We start from the raw sequence: 21607 nt of genomic DNA on the forward strand, positions 1-21607 counted from the left end.
ATAGATATGGATGTCTGACGTCACACAAACGTATGTCTAAAAATAGTAAATATTTATTGTCATAGATTGAGTTATAAAATCATGAAAATAATACATGAAGTAGCAAGAATTTATCTTTTAGAGAACGCCTGTAAAAATATAAAATAGTGGAAATTGATTTTTAAACGTTGTCATTCATATTCAAAATATTTAACTTAGTTTGTCAAACAATGTTTATTTCTATATGACCATAAAATAATATCATAAAGAAGCTATATGAAATTCGAAGTTTAATTCCAATGTTTCATATAGCTCCTATTCTAAATATTAATATTTAATAATTAAATGTATCAATCGTCCTATTCATTTGATGCGTAGCCAGAAAGTGGATAATGATCTGAGTAGTCATTGTATTTGTATGTTTTTCCCCAAGATTTCACGGACCATTCTGGTGACTTCACTCTATGTGTATCATTATGCCATGAGCTTGGTTGTGCATGGTCACGATCTAATAAAATATAATCTAAGTGTTGAGGTTCTAATTTAGGATAATTATATTTCGCAATACTATTACTGCTAGTATCCCAACTATATGCATTACCATCGAATTGAGTAGGTAACGAAACATTTAAGTTATTTGCCATTTGTTGATATTCATCTGAATCTTTAATGACATTTAAGTCACCACCGATATAGACGGGTTCATTTTTAGGGATATTCTTGTCTTTGATAAATTGTTTAATTTCACTCATTTGACTCTGTCTAATGTCTTTATCTTTTCCTTTAAAGCATGTTGGATCTTCAGCTTGTAGATGTGTTCCGATAATATGGTGGTATTTGCCATTCTTATTAATTTTAATGTAGGCAAAGCCTTTATTACCGGCCATATCAGCCCCACAACCTTTTTTATAAATATGTTGTTCTTGTTGTACGATAGGCCATTTACTCACAATACCAACGCCACCGCTCACTTTTTTAATTTTTCTATAAGTACCAGAAGTATTTTGCCAACCTTCTGTACCTTTACCAACGATAGGTGTTTGATAAGGATACTGTGAATGTAAACGTGCTAACAATCTTTTTGATGCTTTTTTATCAAATAATTCATTTAGAATCACGAGATCTTGATTTTGAATGTAATCTGCTTTTGAAATTAAATCAGCGCGCTGAGATTGTCCCCAATTAGGGTAGATAGCAGTAGGTAAGAAATACACGTTATGTGTAGTGATTTTAAGACTGTCTTTATAATCACGTTCACTCGCATATGTGATGGTCGAAAATACTAAAAATAAACTACTTAAAACCAACAAAGTAGTTAGTATACATTTACGTTGCCAATTCAATATTGTTACACCTCGTTTCATTTGATGGTGTGATTATATCAAACTAAATTAAGTATCTTTTGAAAATTACTATTTCTAAATAAAATTTTAATAAAAAATTAAAAATCAATGATGTTTTAAAGAGTTGCAAAAGTTCAGTCGCTATTATTTTTTGATAATCTTTAAAAGTAATGTTGTAAATATTTTGAGTTGAAAGGATAGCAGTTGGAAAGAGAGTCTAAAAAATAAGAAAGAAAATTCTGAAAAATAAAACCCTTATATATTAATTTCTTTAGACAACGGTATGTATGACGGCACACATACCGGCCTTTAAATATATTGAATAAAGTAATTAAGTATATTAGACTGATTTTATTATTTTATTGGAGAGACTGGGGCTGATAATATGACTCATCTTACGTTTAAGCAAGGTGTGAAAGAGTGTATTCCTACGTTACTTGGATATGCAGGTGTAGGACTATCATTTGGAATTGTGGCAGCCTCCCAAAATTTCAGTATTTTAGAAATTATATTATTGTGTCTGATTATTTATGCTGGTGCAGCCCAATTTATTATTTGTACATTAGTGATTGCAGGCACTCCTATTTCTGCAATTGTGCTTACAACACTTATCGTTAACTCTCGAATGTTCTTATTAAGTATGACTTTAGCACCTAATTATAAGCAATATGGATTTTGGAATAGGGTAGGGCTTGGAACGTTATTAACAGATGAAACTTTTGGAGTTGCTATAACACCATATGTTAAAGGTGAAAAAATTAACGATCGATGGCTACACGGACTAAATATTACTGCTTACCTATTTTGGACTGTTTCCTGTGTGCTCGGCGCCATTTTTGGAGAGTATATTTCAAATCCTGATGCACTTGGTCTAGACTTTGCCATTACCGCAATGTTTATTTTTTTATGTATATCTCAATTTGAAGGGATTAAGAAATCACGATTGAGAATATATATTGTACTCATCGTATGTGTGATTGTGATGATGCTTCTTTTAAGTTCAATTCTACCTTCATACGTAGCAATATTGATAGCCGCAATAGTTGCTGCATTGTTAGGGGTGGTGATGGAAAAATGACGACAGATTTACATACATTAGTACTTATTGTTTTATGTGGTGTGGTCACATTACTCGTTCGTGTTATTCCATTTGTTATGATATCGCGTGTCAACTTACCAGCAATTGTAATTAAATGGCTTTCTTTTATTCCTATTACTTTATTTACAGCTCTTATTATAGATGGTGTAATTCAACAACATGATCATACATTTGGTTATATGCTTAATTTACCTTATATTATTGCAATCGTACCAACTGTGATGCTCGCTATTTTCACACGTAGCCTAACAGTGACAATTCTCGGAGGTATATTTGTCATTGCTTGCTTACGTTTAATCTTTTAATCTTTGAAAATCATATCAAATCATTGAACTTACAGAAAAAGTTAGTTAAGATTAAAATAATTAGAAAATTTAGACTATTCGAGACGAAATGCATATCTACATCACAATACAATTAAATTACCTAACCTTATTTTGAGAAGCTGAGGGATTTGGCCCATAGAAGCTTCAGCAACCGACTTTAAATAGCACGGTGCTAATACCAACGAGCAACTCGAATGATAAGTACGATAAGTGCCTTTACATCATTTGAGTAAGGCACTTTTTTAGTTGAAGGAGGTATGGAACTATTATGACGAATTACACAGTTAATACATTAGAACTAGGTGAGTTTAAAACTGAATCTGGTGAAACGATTGATCATTTACGTCTACGTTATGAACATGTAGGACTTCCTGGTCAACCCCTTGTCGTTGTTTGCCATGCACTTACTGGCAATCATTTAACATACGGCACGGATGCGCAACCTGGCTGGTGGCGAGAAATCATTGATGGTGGTTACATTCCAGTTCATGATTATCAATTTCTTACATTTAATGTCATTGGAAGTCCATTTGGTTCGAGTTCTAAATTAAATGATGACAACTTCCCAGAACATTTAACATTAAGGGATATTGTTAGAGCTATTGAGTTAGGTATACAAGCATTAGAATTTAAAAAGATTAATATTCTCATTGGAGGCAGTTTAGGTGGTATGCAAGCGATGGAATTGCTTTATAATCGTCAATTCGAGGTGGAAAAAGCAATCATATTAGCCGCTACTGATAAAACGTCCTCTTATAGTCGTGCTTTTAACGAGATTGCAAGACAAGCTATACATATAGGCGGTAAAGAAGGTTTAAGTATCGCACGTCAACTCGGCTTCCTCACGTATCGATCGTCTAAAAGTTATGATCAACGTTTTACACCAGATGAAGTAGTGAGCTATCAACAACATCAAGGTGATAAGTTCAAAGAATATTTCGATTTAAATTGTTATTTAACACTGCTAGACGTCTTAGATAGTCACCATTTAGATAGAGGGAGAGATGATGTTGATGAAGTCTTTCAGTCGTTGGAAACGAAAGTACTAACAATGGGTTTTATTGACGATTTGCTTTATCCTGATGATCAAGTGAGAGCCTTAGGAGAACGTTTTAAATATCATCGTCATTTCTTCGTACCAGATAATGTAGGACATGATGGTTTTCTTCTAAATTTTAATGATTGGGCGCCTAATTTATATCATTTCTTAAATTTGAAACAATTCCGACGTAAATAGGAAAGTTTTATAATAGAACACAATCTCCATGAGCACACATAAGAAATACTAAACAGTGCAGAATAGGTAAATTTTTCTTTGGCATAAAAATAGTCATACAGAGGATTATATAAGCAAAGTCTATTTCATATGTCGTACATAGGCATAAACCTATCACTAGTAGTATGACTTTACTTTATTGTTAAATTTTAGCAAAGAGGTTAAAATAGGAGTTATAGTCAAAAAGTATGGGAGTGGCGTATGTGTTTTCAAAAATACAACCTAAAGCAACTATTTTAGCAATTATTTCATTATTAGTAGTCGCTTTAGTAACACATGTATTACCTGTTCTCGGCTTGATTTTATGTTTATTTGCAACGATTCCCGGTATTGTTTTGTGGAATCGTTCCATACAATCATTCGGAATTAGCGCATTAGTAACAGTTGTACTTACAACATTATTAGGTAATACATTTGTCTTAAGTATGATGGTCTTAATCTTATTATTAAGTGCGATTATCGGACAATTACTTAAGGAAAGAACATCTAAAGAGCGAATTCTTTATATTTCAACAGCTTCATTAAGTTTAGTTACACTTATTGGATGGATGTTATTACAAACATTCGATAAAATTCCGACGGCAGCTGTATTAATTAAGCCTTTTAAAAATGCAATGCATGAGGCTTTCTTAACAAGTGGAATCGATTCAAACTATAGACAGATTCTTGAGGAAAGTTTCCGACAAATGACGGTCCAACTCCCTAGTTTTCTAATTATAGTTATTTTCATTTTTGTCTTAATTAATCTGATTATTACATTTCCAATTTTACGTAAATTTAAAGTAGCAACACCTATTTTTAAACCTTTATTTGCATGGCAAATGAGCCGTAATTTACTATGGTTTTATCTTATAGTACTTATTTGTGTCATGGTTGCAAGTGAACCAAGTACGTTCCAAAGCATCGTGTTAAACTTTGATGTTGTGTTATCATTAGTGATGTACATCCAAGGATTAAGTGTCATTCACTTCTTTGGTAAAGCTAAAAGATGGCCGAACTTCGCAACAATTCTTGTTATGGTAGTAGGGACACTTCTTACACCGGCAACGCATATTGTTGGATTACTTGGGGTAATTGATTTATGTATTAATTTAAAGAAAATAATAAAAAAATGATGATTAAAAAGTGATTAGAGGTGGAAGAATGAACCGTCAATCCACTAAAAAAGCTTTGCTCATACCGTTTATTATAATGGTATTCACTGCTATAGCACTTGTCGCCGTGTGGTTTATTTTTAACCAACTAGTGGCAGGTATTGCTACAGCTATACTTATTGTGATGATTATTATTAGTGGCGTGTTATTGAGAAAAGCATTTCTAAAAATGGATAATTATGTGGATGATTTAAGTGGTCACATCTCGGCAAGTAGTAACAAGGCGATTAAGCACTTGCCTATAGGGATGATTGTGTTAGATGAAGATAATCACATTGAGTGGATGAACCAATTTATGACAAATCACATTGAAACGAATGTGATTTCTGAAAATGTCAATGAAGTCTTCCCTAACATATTAAAACAACTGGAAAAAGTTCAAGAAGTAGAAATAGAAAACAATAATTATTACTATCATGTACGATATTCAGAAAACGAGCATTGTTTATACTTCTTTGATATGACTGAAACTGAACGTACAAACGAACTATATGAAGATTCAAAGCCGATTATTGCAACAATATTTTTAGATAATTACGATGAAATCACTCAAAATATGAACGATACACAACGTTCTGAAATTAACTCTATGGTGACACGTGTGATTAGTCGTTGGGCACAGGATTACAATATTTATTTCAAACGTTACAACTCAGATCAATTTGTAGCTTACTTTAACCAAAAAATATTGGCTGAACTAGAAGATTCTAATTTTGAAATCTTAAGCCAATTAAGAGAAAAGAGTGCGGGTTACCGCGCACAACTAACTTTAAGTATTGGTGTAGGTGAAGGTACTGAGAACCTTATTGATTTAGGTGAATTATCACAATCTGGTTTAGACCTCGCGTTAGGTCGTGGTGGTGACCAAGTTGCAATTAAGAATATGAACGGCAATGTAAGATTCTATGGTGGTAAGACTGACCCTATGGAAAAACGTACGCGTGTACGTGCGCGTGTGATTTCACATGCCCTCAAAGATATTCTTACTGAAGGCGATAAAGTTATCGTTATGGGACATAAGCGACCAGATTTAGATGCTATAGGTGCAGCTATCGGCGTTTCGCGCTTTGCATCAATGAATAATTTAGAGGCATTTATCGTTCTTAATGATTCTGATATCGATCCGACATTACGTCGTGTTATGGATGAGATTGATAAGAAACCGGAACTAAAAGAACGCTTTGTAACATCGGATGAGGCTTGGGATATGATGACTTCTAAGACGACTGTCGTTGTTGTAGATACACATAAACCTGAAATGGTCTTAGATGAAAATGTCTTAAATAAAGCAAACCGCAAAGTAGTCATTGATCATCATAGACGTGGCGAAAGCTTTATTTCAAATCCATTACTTGTGTATATGGAACCTTACGCTAGCTCAACTGCTGAGCTCGTAACGGAATTACTAGAATATCAACCAACTGAACAGAGATTGACTCGTTTAGAATCAACTGTTATGTATGCAGGCATTATAGTAGATACAAGAAACTTTACGTTAAGAACAGGTTCCAGAACATTCGATGCCGCAAGTTATTTACGTGCACATGGCGCTGATACAATCTTAACGCAGCATTTCTTAAAAGATGATGTCGATACGTATATCAATCGTTCAGAATTGATAAGAACAGTTAAGATACAAGATCAAGGTATAGCCATTGCACATGGTTCAGATGATAAAATTTATCATCCTGTAACGGTTGCACAAGCTGCCGACGAGTTGTTAAGTTTAGAAGGCATTGAAGCATCTTATGTAGTAGCTAAACGTGAAGACAACCTGATCGGTATCTCAGCACGTTCATTAGGTTCCATAAATGTTCAATTAACAATGGAAGCGTTAGGTGGCGGTGGCCATCTGACAAATGCTGCGACACAAATAAAAGGTGCGACAATAGATGAAGCAATAGAACAATTACAACAAGCAATTACAGAACAAATGAGTAGGAGTGAAGACGCATGAAAGTAATTTTCACACAAGATGTTAAAGGTAAAGGTAAAAAAGGCGAAGTTAAAGATGTACCAGTAGGTTACGCAAATAACTTCTTACTTAAAAATAAATATGCTGTAGAAGCAACTCCTGGTAACTTAAAACAATTAGAACAGCAAAATAAACGTGCAGCAGCAGATAGACAACAAGAAATCGATGATGCAAAAGCACTTAAAGAACAATTAAAAGATATCGAAGTTGAAGTATCAGCTAAAACAGGTGAAGGTGGCAAACTATTTGGTTCAATCAGTACGAAACAAATTGCCGAAGCGCTAAAAAAACAACATGATATTAAAATCGACAAACGTAAAATGGACTTACCACATGGTATTCACGCACTAGGATATACTAACGTTCCAGTGAAATTAGACAAAGAAGTCGAAGGTACAATCCGTGTGCATACTGTAGAACAATAATTTAAAGATATGACGCGAGGATAGTACATGATTACTATTATAGGTGCAATTATATAAGATGTATGACTTATACAATTTGTTAACCTCTGAAATATCTGTAGTGTATCTCGTGACAATATCAGATGACGATAAAATAAAAGATGGATTGAAATAAGAGGTGTAAGTAGATAATGGATGGAATGTATGAGCAAAATCAAATGCCGCATAGCAATGAAGCTGAACAATCTGTCTTAGGTGCCATTATTATAGATCCAGAGCTCATTAATACTACTCAGGAAGTCTTGCTTCCTGAGTCGTTTTATAGAGGCGCCCATCAACATATTTTTCGAGCAATGATGCACCTAAATGAGGATAATAAAGAAATTGATGTTGTCACATTGATGGATCAATTATCAAGTGAAGGTAGCTTAAACGAAGCGGGTGGCCCTCAATATCTCGCCGAACTATCGACGAGTGTACCGACAACGCGAAACGTTCAGTACTATACGGATATCGTTTTTAAACATGCGTTGAAACGGAAACTTATTCAAACTGCTGATAGTATAGCGAATGATGGCTATAATGATGAATTAGAATTAGATACGATTTTAAGTGACGCCGAACGACGTATTTTAGAACTATCTTCTACAAGAGAAAGTGATGGTTTTAAAGATATTAGAGATGTCTTAGGACAGGTATACGAAACCGCAGAAGAACTCGACCAAAATAGTGGTCAAACACCAGGTATTCCAACTGGTTATCGTGACTTAGACCAAATGACTGCTGGTTTTAACCGTAATGATTTAATCATTCTAGCGGCACGCCCTTCAGTAGGTAAGACTGCCTTTGCCTTAAATATTGCGCAAAAGGTTGCCACACATGAAGATATGTATACTGTCGGTATCTTCTCACTTGAGATGGGCGCCGACCAATTGGCAACACGTATGATTTGTAGTTCTGGTAACGTTGATTCCAATCGTTTAAGAACTGGGACGATGACTGAAGAAGATTGGAGTCGCTTTACGATTGCGGTAGGTAAGCTATCACGAACTAAAATCTTCATAGACGATACGCCAGGTATCCGTATCAATGATTTACGTTCTAAATGTCGTCGACTCAAACAAGAGCACGGTCTTGATATGATTGTGATTGATTATCTACAATTGATTCAAGGAAGCGGATCACGTTTCTCAGATAACCGTCAACAAGAAGTTTCAGAGATTTCACGTACACTTAAGGCGATTGCACGTGAATTAGAATGTCCAGTTATTGCACTGAGTCAGTTATCACGTGGCGTTGAACAGCGACAAGACAAACGTCCTATGATGAGTGATATTCGTGAATCTGGGTCTATAGAACAAGATGCCGACATCGTCGCTTTCTTATATCGTGATGATTATTATAATCGTGGTGAAGGTGATGAAGATGATGACGATGCTGGTTTTGAACCACAGACAAATGATGATAACGGTGAAATTGAAATCATCATCGCCAAGCAGCGTAACGGTCCAACAGGTACTGTGAAACTTCACTTTATGAAACAATACAATAAATTTACAGATATTGATTATGCTCATGCAGATATGTCATAAAAAATATTTTTCCGTACAATAATTGTTATAAATCATTTATTGTACGGTTTTTATTTTGTTTTTCTCTTTTTAAAATGTGGGAAGTATGTGTATGTATTTTACTTAGACATCCTTTGAACAACTGTCATAGAAGCGTTTGGAAGTGATTTTACACAGAAAACTTACTGAAAGAAGATGCGTTATCGAACGCTGATTAATGTTCGATTTTTATTTGCAAATTCAAAATCATATTGGTAAAATACCTAGTGGTTAAACGAGAAAAACTTGGAGGTGCTCATATGTCATCAATCGTAGTAGTTGGGACACAATGGGGAGACGAAGGTAAAGGTAAAATAACAGACTTTTTAGCAGAGCAAGCAGACGTAATTGCTAGATTTTCTGGTGGTAACAATGCGGGACATACGATTCAATTTGGTGGAGAAACTTACAAATTACACTTAGTACCATCAGGTATCTTTTATAAAGATAAATTAGCAGTAATCGGTAACGGTGTAGTTGTAGATCCAGTCGCATTATTAAAAGAATTAGATGGGTTAAATGAACGTGGCATTTCAACTGACAACCTACGCATCTCAAATCGCGCACAAGTCATTTTACCTTATCACCTAGCTCAAGACGAATATGAAGAACGTCGTCGTGGCGATAATAAAATCGGTACAACGAAAAAAGGTATCGGCCCAGCATACGTAGATAAAGCACAACGTATCGGTATTCGCATGGCAGACTTATTAGAAAAGGAAACATTCGAACGCCGACTTAAAGAAAATATTGAATATAAAAATGCATACTTTAAAGGCATGTTTAATGAAACTTGTCCAACATTCGATGAAATCTTTGACGAATACTATGCTGCAGGTCAACGTTTAAAAGACTATGTGACAGACACAGCTAAAATTTTAGACGATGCAAATGTGGCTGATGAAAAGGTATTATTCGAAGGTGCACAAGGTGTCATGTTAGATATCGACCATGGTACATACCCATTCGTTACATCTAGTAATCCAGTTGCAGGTAACGTTACAGTAGGTACAGGTGTTGGCCCAACATCAGTATCTAAAGTGATTGGTGTATGTAAATCATATACATCTCGTGTGGGTGACGGTCCATTCCCAACTGAACTCTTTGATGAAGATGGCCACCATATTAGAGAAGTGGGTCGTGAATATGGTACAACTACTGGACGTCCACGTCGTGTAGGTTGGTTCGACTCAGTTGTATTACGTCATTCACGTCGTGTAAGTGGTATCACAGATCTTTCAATTAACTCAATCGACGTCTTAACAGGATTAGACACAGTTAAAATTTGTACTGCTTACGAATTAGATGGTGAAAAAATCACTGAATACCCAGCCAACTTAGATCAATTAAGACGTTGTAAACCTATCTTTGAAGAGCTTCCAGGTTGGACTGAAGATATTACAGGTTGCCGTAGTTTAGATGAACTCCCTAAGAATGCACGTAATTACTTAGAGCGTATTTCAGAATTATGCGGTGTCCATATTTCAATCTTCTCAGTAGGTCCAGACCGCGAACAAACGAATTTATTAGAGCAACTTTGGTAGAATAAAACATCAACAAAGCATGTGAGCTTTGTTTAATTAGAGCATTGAGCGAAATGATTAACATTATTCTTAGTGCTTGCTATATGCATGAAAGTAAAAAAGCTTTCTAACTCATATTTATCTATATTCGCAGTGAATCATCTTTAAACAAGCGGCCACAACATAATGGTCGCTTGTTATTTATTTTGGCGTAGGTCAATGACTTTCAATCTCCTTTTTTCCTACTCCAGTTTTATTTTAAAACAGCAATTTGAAATGAGTTTTGAATGAAATCAATGGTTTTATTCTTCTCCACAGTAAGCTTCATAGCATGATTGTGTTGGTTGATTAACGAAACAAAAATATTATTAAATTTATGTAAAAAATATCTTGTCATCAAAAGTAGAGCTATGCTATAATCTATCTTGTGCTTAAGAACGGCTCCTTGGTCAAGCGGTTAAGACACCGCCCTTTCACGGCGGTAACACGGGTTCGAGTCCCGTAGGAGTCACCATTCTAGGTCCCGTAGTGTAGCGGTTAACACGCCTGCCTGTCACGCAGGAGATCGCGGGTTCGATTCCCGTCGGGACCGTATTGCCTACCCAATAGGGTAGGCATTTTTTTATGCTTTTTTTACATACAACATTGTACCTTCACTTTATTAATCTTTCTGATTCACACTACCTACTTTTTTAACATGCAATGAAAACTTAATATTCCTATACATACTTATATTTCTATCATTACAAACACTGTCATTACTGCACTTTTGAGACATACGAAAACGATAAAATATAATGGCAAACCTAAACAAAAGCGTCAAGCATATTGCAAAAGTCTAACTTATTTTGCGAAACTGTATTTCAATGGTAAAATTATAAATAATATTATTCTATAATTTTAAATACTAAAATAGAATTAACCGTTCATAAATGGTAAATTATATAATAGGTAGCTATATGTTATATAGAGAACAGAATAATAATGAAGCACTTCGAAAATTTGATATAACATTAGCAATGTAAACGAACGGAAGAACTACACTTTGAGAAAAGAGGTTTATAATATATGGCTAGAAAAGTTGTTGTAGTTGACGATGAAAAACCAATTGCTGATATTTTAGAATTTAATTTAAAAAAAGAAGGTTACGACGTATATTGCGCTTATGACGGTAATGACGCAGTAGATTTAATCTATGAAGAAGAACCAGATATCGTCTTACTTGATATCATGTTACCTGGTAGAGATGGTATGGAAGTGTGTCGTGAAGTGCGTAAAAAGTATGAAATGCCAATTATCATGCTGACAGCGAAAGATTCTGAAATTGATAAAGTTTTAGGTCTTGAATTAGGTGCAGATGACTACGTAACTAAACCATTTAGTACTCGTGAACTCATCGCACGTGTGAAAGCGAACTTACGCCGTCATTATTCACAACCAGCTCAAGAAGTAAGTGGTGCGACAAATGAAATTACAATTAAAGATATTGTGATTTATCCAGATGCATATTCAATTAAAAAACGTGGAGAAGACATTGAATTAACGCATCGTGAATTCGAGCTGTTCCATTATCTTTCTAAACATATGGGTCAAGTCATGACACGTGAACACTTACTACAAACAGTGTGGGGTTACGATTATTTCGGTGATGTTCGTACTGTGGACGTAACAATTCGCCGTTTAAGAGAAAAAATTGAAGATGATCCATCTCATCCAGAATACATTGTGACACGTAGAGGCGTTGGATACTTCCTCCAACAACATGATTAGAGGGAGCGTCTTATGAAGTGGCTTAAACAACTACAATCCCTTCACACGAAACTCGTTATTGTTTATGTACTACTCATTATTATTGGTATGCAAATCATCGGTTTGTATTTTACGAATAGTTTAGAAAAGGAATTACTCGATAACTTCAAGAAGAACATAACACAATATGCGAAGCAATTAGACGTCAATATTGAAAAGGTTTATAAAGATAAAGATAAAGGTTCAGTCAACGCTCAAAAGGATATCCAAGACCTTTTGAATGAATATGCGAATCGCCAAGAAATAGGAGAAATACGCTTTATTGATAAAGACCAAATTATCATGGCAACAACCAAGCAGTCTAACCGTGGTCTTATCAATCAAAAGGTTAACGACGGTTCAGTTCAAAAGGCGCTCTCCTTAGGGCAAACGAATGATCATATGGTTCTTAAGGATTACGGAAGTGGTAAAGAGCGTGTTTGGGTATATAATATACCGGTTAAAGTTGATAAACAGACAATCGGTGATATATACATAGAATCGAAAATTAATGATGTATACAATCAGCTGAACAACATTAATCAGATATTCATCGTAGGGACAGCGATATCACTATTCATTACAGTGATACTAGGATTCTTCATTGCACGAACAATTACTAAGCCGATAACCGATATGCGTAATCAAACTGTCGAGATGTCTAAAGGTAACTACACGCAACGAGTGAAGATATACGGTAACGATGAAATCGGTGAGCTCGCACTTGCCTTCAATAACTTATCGAAACGTGTCCAAGAAGCACAAGCGAATACAGAAAGTGAGAAACGTCGCCTAGATTCTGTTATCACACATATGAGCGATGGTATTCTTGCGACAGATCGCCGCGGACGTGTACGTATTGCAAACGACATGGCGCTGAAAATGCTCGGTCTCGCGAAAGAAGATGTCATCGGCTACTACATGCTTGGTGTCCTTAACTTAGAAAATGAATTCTCATTAGAAGAAATTCAAGAAAATAGTGATTCCTTCTTGTTAGATATTAACGAAGAAGAAGGCATTATTGCACGTGTAAACTTTAGTACGATTGTACAAGAAACAGGTTTCGTGACAGGTTACATTGCCGTACTACATGATGTCACAGAACAACAACAAGTCGAACGTGAACGTCGCGAATTCGTTGCGAATGTTTCACATGAATTACGTACACCACTGACATCGATGAATAGCTATATCGAAGCACTTGAAGAAGGTGCTTGGCAAGATAAAGAACTGGCACCATCATTCCTATCTGTCACACGCGAAGAGACTGAACGTATGATTCGTTTAGTGAATGATTTACTTCAATTATCTAAAATGGATAATGAATCAGATCAAATTACGAAAGAAATTATCGACTTCAATATGTTTATCAACAAAATTATTAACCGTCATGAAATGGCAGCGAAAGATACGACATTCGTACGCGAAATTCCGCAGCAAACCATCTTTGCTGAAATCGATCCAGACAAGATGACACAAGTATTTGATAATGTCATTACCAATGCAATGAAATATTCACGTGGCGAGAAACGTGTTGAGTTTCATGTGAAACAAAATGCACTTTACAATAGAATGACGATTCGTATTAAAGATAATGGTATTGGAATACCGATTAACAAGGTAGATAAAATATTTGATAGATTCTATCGTGTAGATAAAGCACGTACACGTAAGATGGGTGGTACAGGACTAGGTCTAGCTATTTCCAAAGAGATTGTCGAAGCACATAACGGTCGAATTTGGGCTAACAGTGTAGAAGGACAAGGTACGTCAATCTTTATTACACTTCCTTGCGAAATCATTGAAGACGGTGATTGGGATGAATAACAAAGAACATACTAAATCAATTATTTTAGTCCTACTCGTCTTGATGAGTATCGTTTTGACATACATGGTCTGGAACTTTTCTCCAGACCTTTCAAATATTGATAACACGGATAATAGTAAAAGTGATAAGCCTAAACCACTTACTAAACCAATGACTGCAGAAATGGAAGGAACGATTACACCATTTCAAATCGTGCATTCTAGAGATGAAAAATCTCAAGGAACAGTGGCATCAAGTGCAGTCTTAGACAAGATGATTCAACCTTTAAAGAATCAAGAAGTTAAATCTGTATCACATCTGAAAAGGGAACATAACCTTGTTATACCTGAACTAAGCAACGACTTTATCGTCCTAGATTTCACTTATGATTTGCCACTTTCAACATACTTAAGTCAAGTACTCGATATCGATGCGAAAGTGCCGAATAACTTTAATTTTGATCGCCTCCTTATCGATCAAGATCATAATAACCACGTCGTACTATATGCGATTAGCAAAGACCGTCATGAAGTAGTTAAACTTAAGACAACGATGAAAGGGAATAATGTTGATAAAGCTTTTAAAAGTATCGAACCTGACATGCAACCCTATACGGAAATCATCACGAATAAAGATACAATCGACAAAGCAACACACGTGTTTGCACCAAGCAAACCGAAAGACTTAAAGACGTATCGCATGGTCTTCAATACGATCAGTGTTGAACGCATGAACTCAATACTATTTGATGATTCAACGATTGTTCGTAGCTCTCAAAGTGGTACGACAACATACAACAACAATACTGGTGTCGCCAACTATAACGATAAAGATGAAATGTATCATTATAAGAATTTATCTGAAGACGCGAAAAGTTCAAGCAACATGCAAGAAACCATCCCAGGCACATACGAGTTTATAAATAGTCATGGTGGCTTCTTAAATGAAGATTATCGCCTATTTAAGACAGATAATAGAACGGGGAAACTCACATATCAACGATTCCTCAACGGCCACCCAACGTTTAATAAACACAACTTCAATGAAATCCAAGTTACATGGGGGGATAAAGGCGTTTACGATTATCAACGTTCGCTACTTAAGACGGACGTCACACTGAACAGTGAAGAATCTAAATCCGTCCCTACCGTTGAGTCCGTGCGTTCTGCATTAGCCAACCATCCTGATATTGATTTTGAAAAGGTAACGAACATTGCGATTGGTTATGATATGGACGACAAGGCAAATAACGAAGATATTGAAGTTCAACGTAACTGTGAATTAATACCACGTTGGTTTGTAGAATACGATGGCAATTGGTATGCCTATAAAGATGGGAGGCTTGAATAAATGAACTGGAAACTCACGAAAACACTTTTCATTTTCGTTTTTATTCTTGTGAACATCTTTTTAGTCATCGTTTATATTGATAAAGTGAATAAATCACAAGTTAATGACTCGGAAAAGGTAAACGAGGTCAACTTTCAACAAGAAGAAATTGACGTGCCCAAGGATGTCTTGAATCAAAGCGTGAAAGATACTGAACTTGAACAAATTACTGCCCGTTCAAAGAATTTCTCAAGTTATGCGAAAGATCATTCAAGCATGCAAACGTCTGATTCCGATAAAACACTTGAAGGAGATATTGATAAAGGCGTTCAAGTGAGTGATAAGAACTTACAAGATATCAAAGAGTACATTGCTAAGAAAATCTTTAACGGTAAAGAGTATCAATTAAGTGATTTAACTAAAGACAAAGTCACTTACGAACAAACGTATAAAGATTATCCAATTATGAATAATAGTAAAGCACGCCTAACGTTTAATTTGAGCGATGGCAAGGCGACAAGCTATAAACAGACAGCGATGGATGATATACAAGTAGCTAAAGGTTCAAATAGCACGAAGAAGCAAGTCATCACGCCACGTAAAGCTATTGAAGCCCTTTATTACAACAGATATCTAAAACAAAATGATCAAGTGCTTGACGCACGCTTAGGCTATTATTCAGTTGTAAAGGAAACAAACGTTCAATTACTCCAACCTAACTGGGAAATTAAAGTGAAACATAAAGGAAAGGATGAAGTTCAAACCTATTATGTAGAAGCTACAAATCATAATCCGAAAGTGATTGATTATTAGAGGTTATTGATGCGTGGCGTGACGTTTGAATAAAACCGCCAAGCGATAGCATAGAAGGTTACGTTAATTTGTACTGTCTAGAGCAAACTTTGGCGTACTTGTGTTGGAAGTCATTTATTGAACCAACGACATGTGATGGGTTACGAATTGATTATAAAACTATATATGATGATATAAACTAAGCCTGAGTCACCGATGAGTAATCTCAGGCTTTTTTACGTATTGAAAGTGATTGAGTAATTAAATAGGATGGATATCAAAAATGATGTTGGTTGATATGTTAGGTCGTTTAAGAAGATGCAATGCCAGGATCAATATCGAGGTAGTTATGAAGCGGTGTACCGTTTTAAGAGGTGAATGACTGTCTTCGATAAACGGACTATTGGAACTCAACTTTTAAAATTGATATAGTATAATATAAAGGAAATTTAGAGGACGTGACGTTTGGATATTTGAATAACTGTATTAAAGAATATCGAAATTTTAAAATATCTACGCAACTTAGGATAAAAAATCAACATTGAGTGAAAGCCAACTTAGTCGAAGCATCTCAATAAAGCGTAAGACACTCGAGTTCCCCCACACCCCTATAAACAAAATAACTATGGTACATATGAGAAAGGATGAGTCGCTTGATACGTATGAGTGTATTAGCAAGTGGTAGTACAGGTAACGCCACTTACGTAGAAAGTGAGAAAGGTAGCCTACTCGTCGATGTAGGTTTAACTGGCAAGAAGATGGAAGAACTTTTCAGCCAAATCGACAGAAACATTAAGGATTTAAACGGAATATTAGTGACACATGAACACATCGACCATATCAAAGGTCTCGGTGTCTTAGCACGTAAATATAAACTTCCGATTTACGCGAATGAGAATACATGGAAAGCGATAGAGAAGAAAGATAGTCGCATTCCAATGGATCAGAAATTTATCTTTAATCCATATGAAACGAAATCTCTTGCAGGATTCGATATAGAATCATTTAACGTGTCACATGATGCGATTGATCCACAATTCTACATCTTCCACAATAACTATAAGAAATTTACGATGATAACTGACACTGGTTACGTTTCAGATCGTATGAAAGGTATGATTCAAGGTAGTGATGTCTTTATGTTTGAAAGTAATCACGATGTCGATATGTTACGCATGTGTCGTTATCCATGGAAGACGAAACAACGTATTTTAAGTGATATGGGTCACGTATCCAATGAAGACGCAGGCCTTGCGATGAGTGATGTCATTACAGGTAATACGAAACGTATATACCTCTCTCATTTATCACAAGATAATAATATGAAAGACCTCGCACGCATGAGTGTTGGACAAGTGCTCAACGAACACGATATCGATACAGAGAAAGAAGTGTTGCTCTGCGATACCGATAAAGCGCAAGCCACACCGATTTATACACTATAATTGAATAGAGGTAAGACAAACGACCTACTTAAGTATTGCGCTTAAGTAGGTTATTTTATTTAAAGTGGTCAGGAGAAGTGCAGGGAATGATTACGTGTTAGTTTAAATGGGCTAGTGCATGAACGATTGATTTAGCAATTTTTTAATAAAATGAAAATGTATCACGTTCGAGGGCAAGCGATGTCTTACACGCTTTGTGATTTATATTACATTTCCTAATTGATAAAAAAGTAATGTTGTAAAAATATGAATAAATAAAATATTAAGACTCTCATAAAAGCTTAAATATAAAGTTACAATTTAAAAACATTTATAAATTGTAACAAAATAAAAATTGACATTTAAATAATATTTAAATATATTGTATTTATAGTTAGTGGTTATACTATTTAATATAAAAGTGAGTTTTTATGTTCAACACATGTATGATTCAACGCAATAAATGATCTACCAATGCTTTCACCGTTATTTTGTAACACAAAGCAATGACATATGAGACTTTATCAAGTCAATATCATCATAGTTAATATGAATTCATTTAATTGATCACATGCTTAATTGAGGTGAAAGCAAATTACTCACATATTTGATTGAATGTCGTAGTGATGATTGATGAGACTCAGGTAGGGGTGATATATATACTGTTAAATGATAGCTCACTTACATAAAGATAATGATGATATTAATTTAGGGTTAAAAAGATGCGTGTGGAAAACTAGGATATCAATGATGATATATGTAGTAAGTGAGTCTAAAAGGTCTGAAATATAGGGAATAATTGTAAAAATAACGTTAAGACGACCGTAAAGTTATCCACTGATTAGGCAACAGTTATCCAGAAATGTGTACAATGCACACATAAATACCCACATTATTCACAGACTTATCCACAAATTCACAAGATATTTCTTTAAATCTGTGTATAATTCTTAAAAAACACTAAGAAAATGTTAATTCAATTGTTATACTAAGAGGGAAACGTGTGCACAAGTGTATAACTTGTGGATAACTCGGATAAATTATGTGCTTTTGGAGGATAAAATGAAAATTACTATTTTATCAGTTGGAAAACTAAAAGAAAAATATTGGAAGCAAGCCATTGCAGAATATGAAAAAAGATTAGGACCTTACACGAAAATCGAATTAATAGAAGTACCAGATGAAAAAGCACCTGAAAACATGAGCGACAAAGAAATCGAACAAGTCAAAGAAAAAGAAGGCCAACGCCTACTCAATAAGATTAAACCCCAATCTACAGTAATCACGTTGGAAATCAAAGGGAAAATGTTGTCTTCAGAAGGACTAGCTAAAGAACTACAAACACGCATGACACAAGGTCAAAGCGACTTTACATTTGTCATAGGTGGCTCCAATGGTCTACACCAAGACGTCTTACAACGCAGCAACTATGCTTTATCATTCAGCAATATGACCTTCCCACACCAAATGATGCGCGTCATATTGATTGAACAAATTTATCGCGCATTTAAGATCATGAGAGGCGAAGCATATCATAAATGATGCGGTTTTTTCAGCCGCTTCATAAAGGGATTTTGAATGTATCAGAACATATGAGGTTTATGTGAATTGCTGTTATGTTTTTAAGAAGCTTATCATAAGTAATGAGGTTCATGATTTTTGACATAGTTAGCCTCCGCAGTCTTTCATTTCAAGTAAATAATAGCGAAATATTCTTTATACTGAATACTTATAGTGAAGCAAAGTTCTAGCTTTGAGAAAATTCTTTCTGCAACTAAATATAGTAAATTACGGTAAAATATAAATAAGTACATATTGAAGAAAATGAGACATAATATATTTTATAATAGGAGGGAATTTCAAATGATAGACAACTTTATGCAGGTCCTTAAATTAATTAAAGAGAAACGTACCAATAATGTAGTTAAAAAATCTGATTGGGATAAAGGTGATCTATATAAAACTTTAGTCCATGATAAGTTACCCAAGCAGTTAAAAGTGCATATAAAAGAAGATAAATATTCAGTTGTAGGGAAGGTTGCTACTGGGAACTATAGTAAAGTTCCTTGGATTTCAATATATGATGAGAATATAACAAAAGAAACAAAGGATGGATATTATTTGGTATATCTTTTTCATCCGGAAGGAGAAGGCATATACTTATCTTTGAATCAAGGATGGTCAAAGATAAGTGATATGTTTCCGCGGGATAAAAATGCTGCAAAACAAAGAGCATTAACTTTATCTTCCGAACTCAATAAATATATTACATCAAATGAATTTAATACTGGAAGATTTTATTACGCAGAAAATAAAGATTCATCTTATGATTTAAAAAATGATTATCCATCAGGATATTCTCATGGATCAATAAGATTCAAATATTATGATTTGAATGAAGGATTCACAGAAGAAGATATGCTAGAGGATTTAAAGAAATTTTTAGAACTATTTAATGAATTAGCTTCAAAAGTTACAAAAACATCCTATGATAGCTTGGTCAATAGCATAGACGAAATACAGGAAGACAGCGAAATTGAAGAAATTAGAACAGCACAAAAAGATAAGACACTCAAGGAAGTGGAAGCACCTAAAGGAATAATTCCAAAATATAAAAAAGGTGTATCAAAGACTACTAAAAATGATTCAGAAATTGAAAAATCAAATAAAGAGAATAAATTAACCGGTAAAGTTGGAGAAAAATTAGCGCTAAATTACTTTAATGAGCTAATTGATAATAAAATAGACGAAGATAAGAAAGAACAGTTTAGGAATATTTTAAATGATAATCCAGGCTCTCAACACGGTCATGGCTATGATTTAGTAGCTTTTGATCCAACAAATACAGATAAAGCTGTAGAAAAATTTATTGAAATTAAAACATCTACATCTTCTAGTATTGAGGAACCATTTTTTATGTCGCTAAATGAAATGTTTGCTATGAAAGAATATAAGCAGAAATATTTAATATTAAGAATATTTAATGTTTCCGGTAAAGAACCACAATTTTATTTTATAGATCCATATGCAAATTATTCTGAATTTAAAGATGTAGATGATCTCATTGACAAAGTATTTAATGTAGAAGCTATTCAGTATAAAGTTTTTGGCGAAAAATGATTACTTGAACAAGAGCTAAAATAAAATTGTGATCTAATAAAAATAGAAACTGTAATTTAAATAAAACTTTCTAAATAAGCTAACTGATAAAAAATCAGTTTGTCCACAGTCTGAAACAAGATTCCTATATTCTTTAGGAATCTTGTTTTTTCTATTTTTATGGTGATAAAGAGCAGATAAGATAATGTGTAATAATCACAAAAAAGTTAAATATTTTAAGGCTTGTTTAATTATTAATGATTTTATATATAAAGAGCAGTATAATAAAGTTGTTAATATATTATGAATAATATTCAAGTAATTTTATTGTTTTTTAATTTGTCGATATTTAAGTTGAGTTAAATTTAAAGGGTGTAATTTGTTTTACAATGATGAAGATAATTAGTCTATCAAAATAAAGGGGTTGGGACTGTTATGAGTGATAATTTGTCATTATTCATTGACTATATCAATGATAATATAATCTATGGTAGTGAAATCAAACGGGAGAAATTAGAGAATTTATTTAATCAATTTGCTATAAAAAATGTTGAAAAGAACATTGTCTATGATGAACTGAAATCTTTAGATATTACAATCATTGAGTCACAGGATTCATATAAAAATAAATTGAAGAGATTATTTTCGGTTCTGTTGCAAAGTAAAAAAATATAGCTAA

General features: G+C 34.3%; 17 protein-coding genes, 2 tRNA genes and 1 riboswitch. Of the genes, 18 read left to right on the forward strand and 1 reads right to left on the reverse strand.

What is annotated here, in order from left to right; all coding sequences use genetic code 11:
• Positions 1 to 338: 338 nt before the first annotated feature.
• A complete protein-coding gene (gene sph / locus HMPREF3241_RS06480) occupies positions 339 to 1322 on the reverse strand; it encodes a sphingomyelin phosphodiesterase (RefSeq protein ID WP_173019989.1) in 984 nt (327 codons plus the stop codon).
• 385 nt (positions 1323 to 1707) lie between these two features.
• On the opposite strand from sph, the gene HMPREF3241_RS06485 reads away from it, so the two are divergent.
• The 18 genes from HMPREF3241_RS06485 (at position 1708) to HMPREF3241_RS06570 (ending at position 21603) form a co-directional block, all read left to right on the forward strand.
• Entirely contained in the window at positions 1708 to 2400 is a 693-nt protein-coding gene (locus HMPREF3241_RS06485; RefSeq protein ID WP_038812755.1) for an AzlC family ABC transporter permease, read from the forward strand.
• Positions 2397 to 2726 carry an AzlD domain-containing protein gene (locus HMPREF3241_RS06490; RefSeq protein WP_002496903.1) on the forward strand — a complete coding sequence of 110 codons (330 nt, stop codon included), beginning with the start codon at positions 2397 to 2399 and terminating at the stop codon, positions 2724 to 2726. The genes HMPREF3241_RS06485 and HMPREF3241_RS06490 overlap by 4 nt, the downstream gene beginning before the upstream one ends.
• 124 nt (positions 2727 to 2850) lie before the next feature.
• Positions 2851 to 2951, forward strand: a riboswitch (SAM riboswitch).
• A 64-nt stretch (positions 2952 to 3015) separates the two neighbouring features.
• On the forward strand, positions 3016 to 3984 hold the full coding sequence (locus tag HMPREF3241_RS06495; RefSeq protein WP_002447635.1) for a homoserine O-acetyltransferase MetX: 969 nt from the start codon (positions 3016 to 3018) through the stop codon (positions 3982 to 3984).
• Positions 3985 to 4211: 227 nt separating this feature from the next.
• Positions 4212 to 5138 carry a YybS family protein gene (locus HMPREF3241_RS06500; protein WP_002447634.1) on the forward strand — a complete coding sequence of 309 codons (927 nt, stop codon included), beginning with the start codon at positions 4212 to 4214 and terminating at the stop codon, positions 5136 to 5138.
• 28 nt (positions 5139 to 5166) lie between these two features.
• A complete protein-coding gene (locus HMPREF3241_RS06505; protein WP_002496902.1) occupies positions 5167 to 7134 on the forward strand; it encodes a DHH family phosphoesterase in 1968 nt (655 codons plus the stop codon).
• Positions 7131 to 7577, forward strand: coding sequence for a 50S ribosomal protein L9 (gene rplI, locus HMPREF3241_RS06510; RefSeq protein ID WP_002447632.1), 447 nt, complete (start codon positions 7131 to 7133; stop codon positions 7575 to 7577). The genes HMPREF3241_RS06505 and rplI overlap by 4 nt, the downstream gene beginning before the upstream one ends.
• Before the next feature lie 170 nt (positions 7578 to 7747).
• Complete coding sequence (gene dnaB, locus HMPREF3241_RS06515) at positions 7748 to 9148, forward strand: replicative DNA helicase (protein WP_001831779.1); 1401 nt, start codon at positions 7748 to 7750, stop codon at positions 9146 to 9148.
• 278 nt (positions 9149 to 9426) lie between these two features.
• On the forward strand, positions 9427 to 10710 hold the full coding sequence (locus tag HMPREF3241_RS06520; RefSeq protein ID WP_002496074.1) for an adenylosuccinate synthase: 1284 nt from the start codon (positions 9427 to 9429) through the stop codon (positions 10708 to 10710).
• Between the two features lie 418 nt (positions 10711 to 11128).
• Positions 11129 to 11203 (forward strand) — tRNA-Glu (locus tag HMPREF3241_RS06525).
• 5 nt (positions 11204 to 11208) lie between these two features.
• Positions 11209 to 11281: transfer RNA gene (locus HMPREF3241_RS06530), tRNA-Asp, on the forward strand.
• 476 nt (positions 11282 to 11757) lie between these two features.
• Positions 11758 to 12459 carry a response regulator YycF gene (gene yycF, locus HMPREF3241_RS06535; protein WP_001831816.1) on the forward strand — a complete coding sequence of 234 codons (702 nt, stop codon included), beginning with the start codon at positions 11758 to 11760 and terminating at the stop codon, positions 12457 to 12459.
• Positions 12460 to 12471: 12 nt separating this feature from the next.
• On the forward strand, positions 12472 to 14304 hold the full coding sequence (walK, locus tag HMPREF3241_RS06540; protein ID WP_002437327.1) for a cell wall metabolism sensor histidine kinase WalK: 1833 nt from the start codon (positions 12472 to 12474) through the stop codon (positions 14302 to 14304).
• Entirely contained in the window at positions 14297 to 15634 is a 1338-nt protein-coding gene (locus HMPREF3241_RS06545; protein WP_070853553.1) for a YycH family regulatory protein, read from the forward strand. The genes walK and HMPREF3241_RS06545 overlap by 8 nt, the downstream gene beginning before the upstream one ends.
• The gene (locus HMPREF3241_RS06550) at positions 15635 to 16426 is read left to right on the forward strand and encodes a two-component system regulatory protein YycI (RefSeq protein WP_002474930.1); all 792 of its coding nucleotides are present in this window, start codon (positions 15635 to 15637) and stop codon (positions 16424 to 16426) included.
• A gap of 623 nt (positions 16427 to 17049) precedes the next feature.
• Positions 17050 to 17850, forward strand: coding sequence for an MBL fold metallo-hydrolase (locus HMPREF3241_RS06555; RefSeq protein ID WP_002447628.1), 801 nt, complete (start codon positions 17050 to 17052; stop codon positions 17848 to 17850).
• Positions 17851 to 18891: 1041 nt separating this feature from the next.
• Positions 18892 to 19371: a 23S rRNA (pseudouridine(1915)-N(3))-methyltransferase RlmH gene (rlmH, locus tag HMPREF3241_RS06560; protein ID WP_002458513.1), complete on the forward strand. Its 480-nt coding sequence runs from the start codon at positions 18892 to 18894 to the stop codon at positions 19369 to 19371.
• Between the two features lie 321 nt (positions 19372 to 19692).
• A complete protein-coding gene (locus tag HMPREF3241_RS06565) occupies positions 19693 to 20949 on the forward strand; it encodes an MrcB family domain-containing protein (protein ID WP_000566670.1) in 1257 nt (418 codons plus the stop codon).
• Between the two features lie 414 nt (positions 20950 to 21363).
• Entirely contained in the window at positions 21364 to 21603 is a 240-nt protein-coding gene (locus HMPREF3241_RS06570; RefSeq protein ID WP_001282728.1) for a hypothetical protein, read from the forward strand.
• Positions 21604 to 21607 lie beyond the last annotated feature (4 nt).

The sequence above is a fragment of the Staphylococcus sp. HMSC34G04 genome (assembly GCF_001838765.1).
Lineage (GTDB): Bacteria > Bacillota > Bacilli > Staphylococcales > Staphylococcaceae > Staphylococcus > Staphylococcus epidermidis.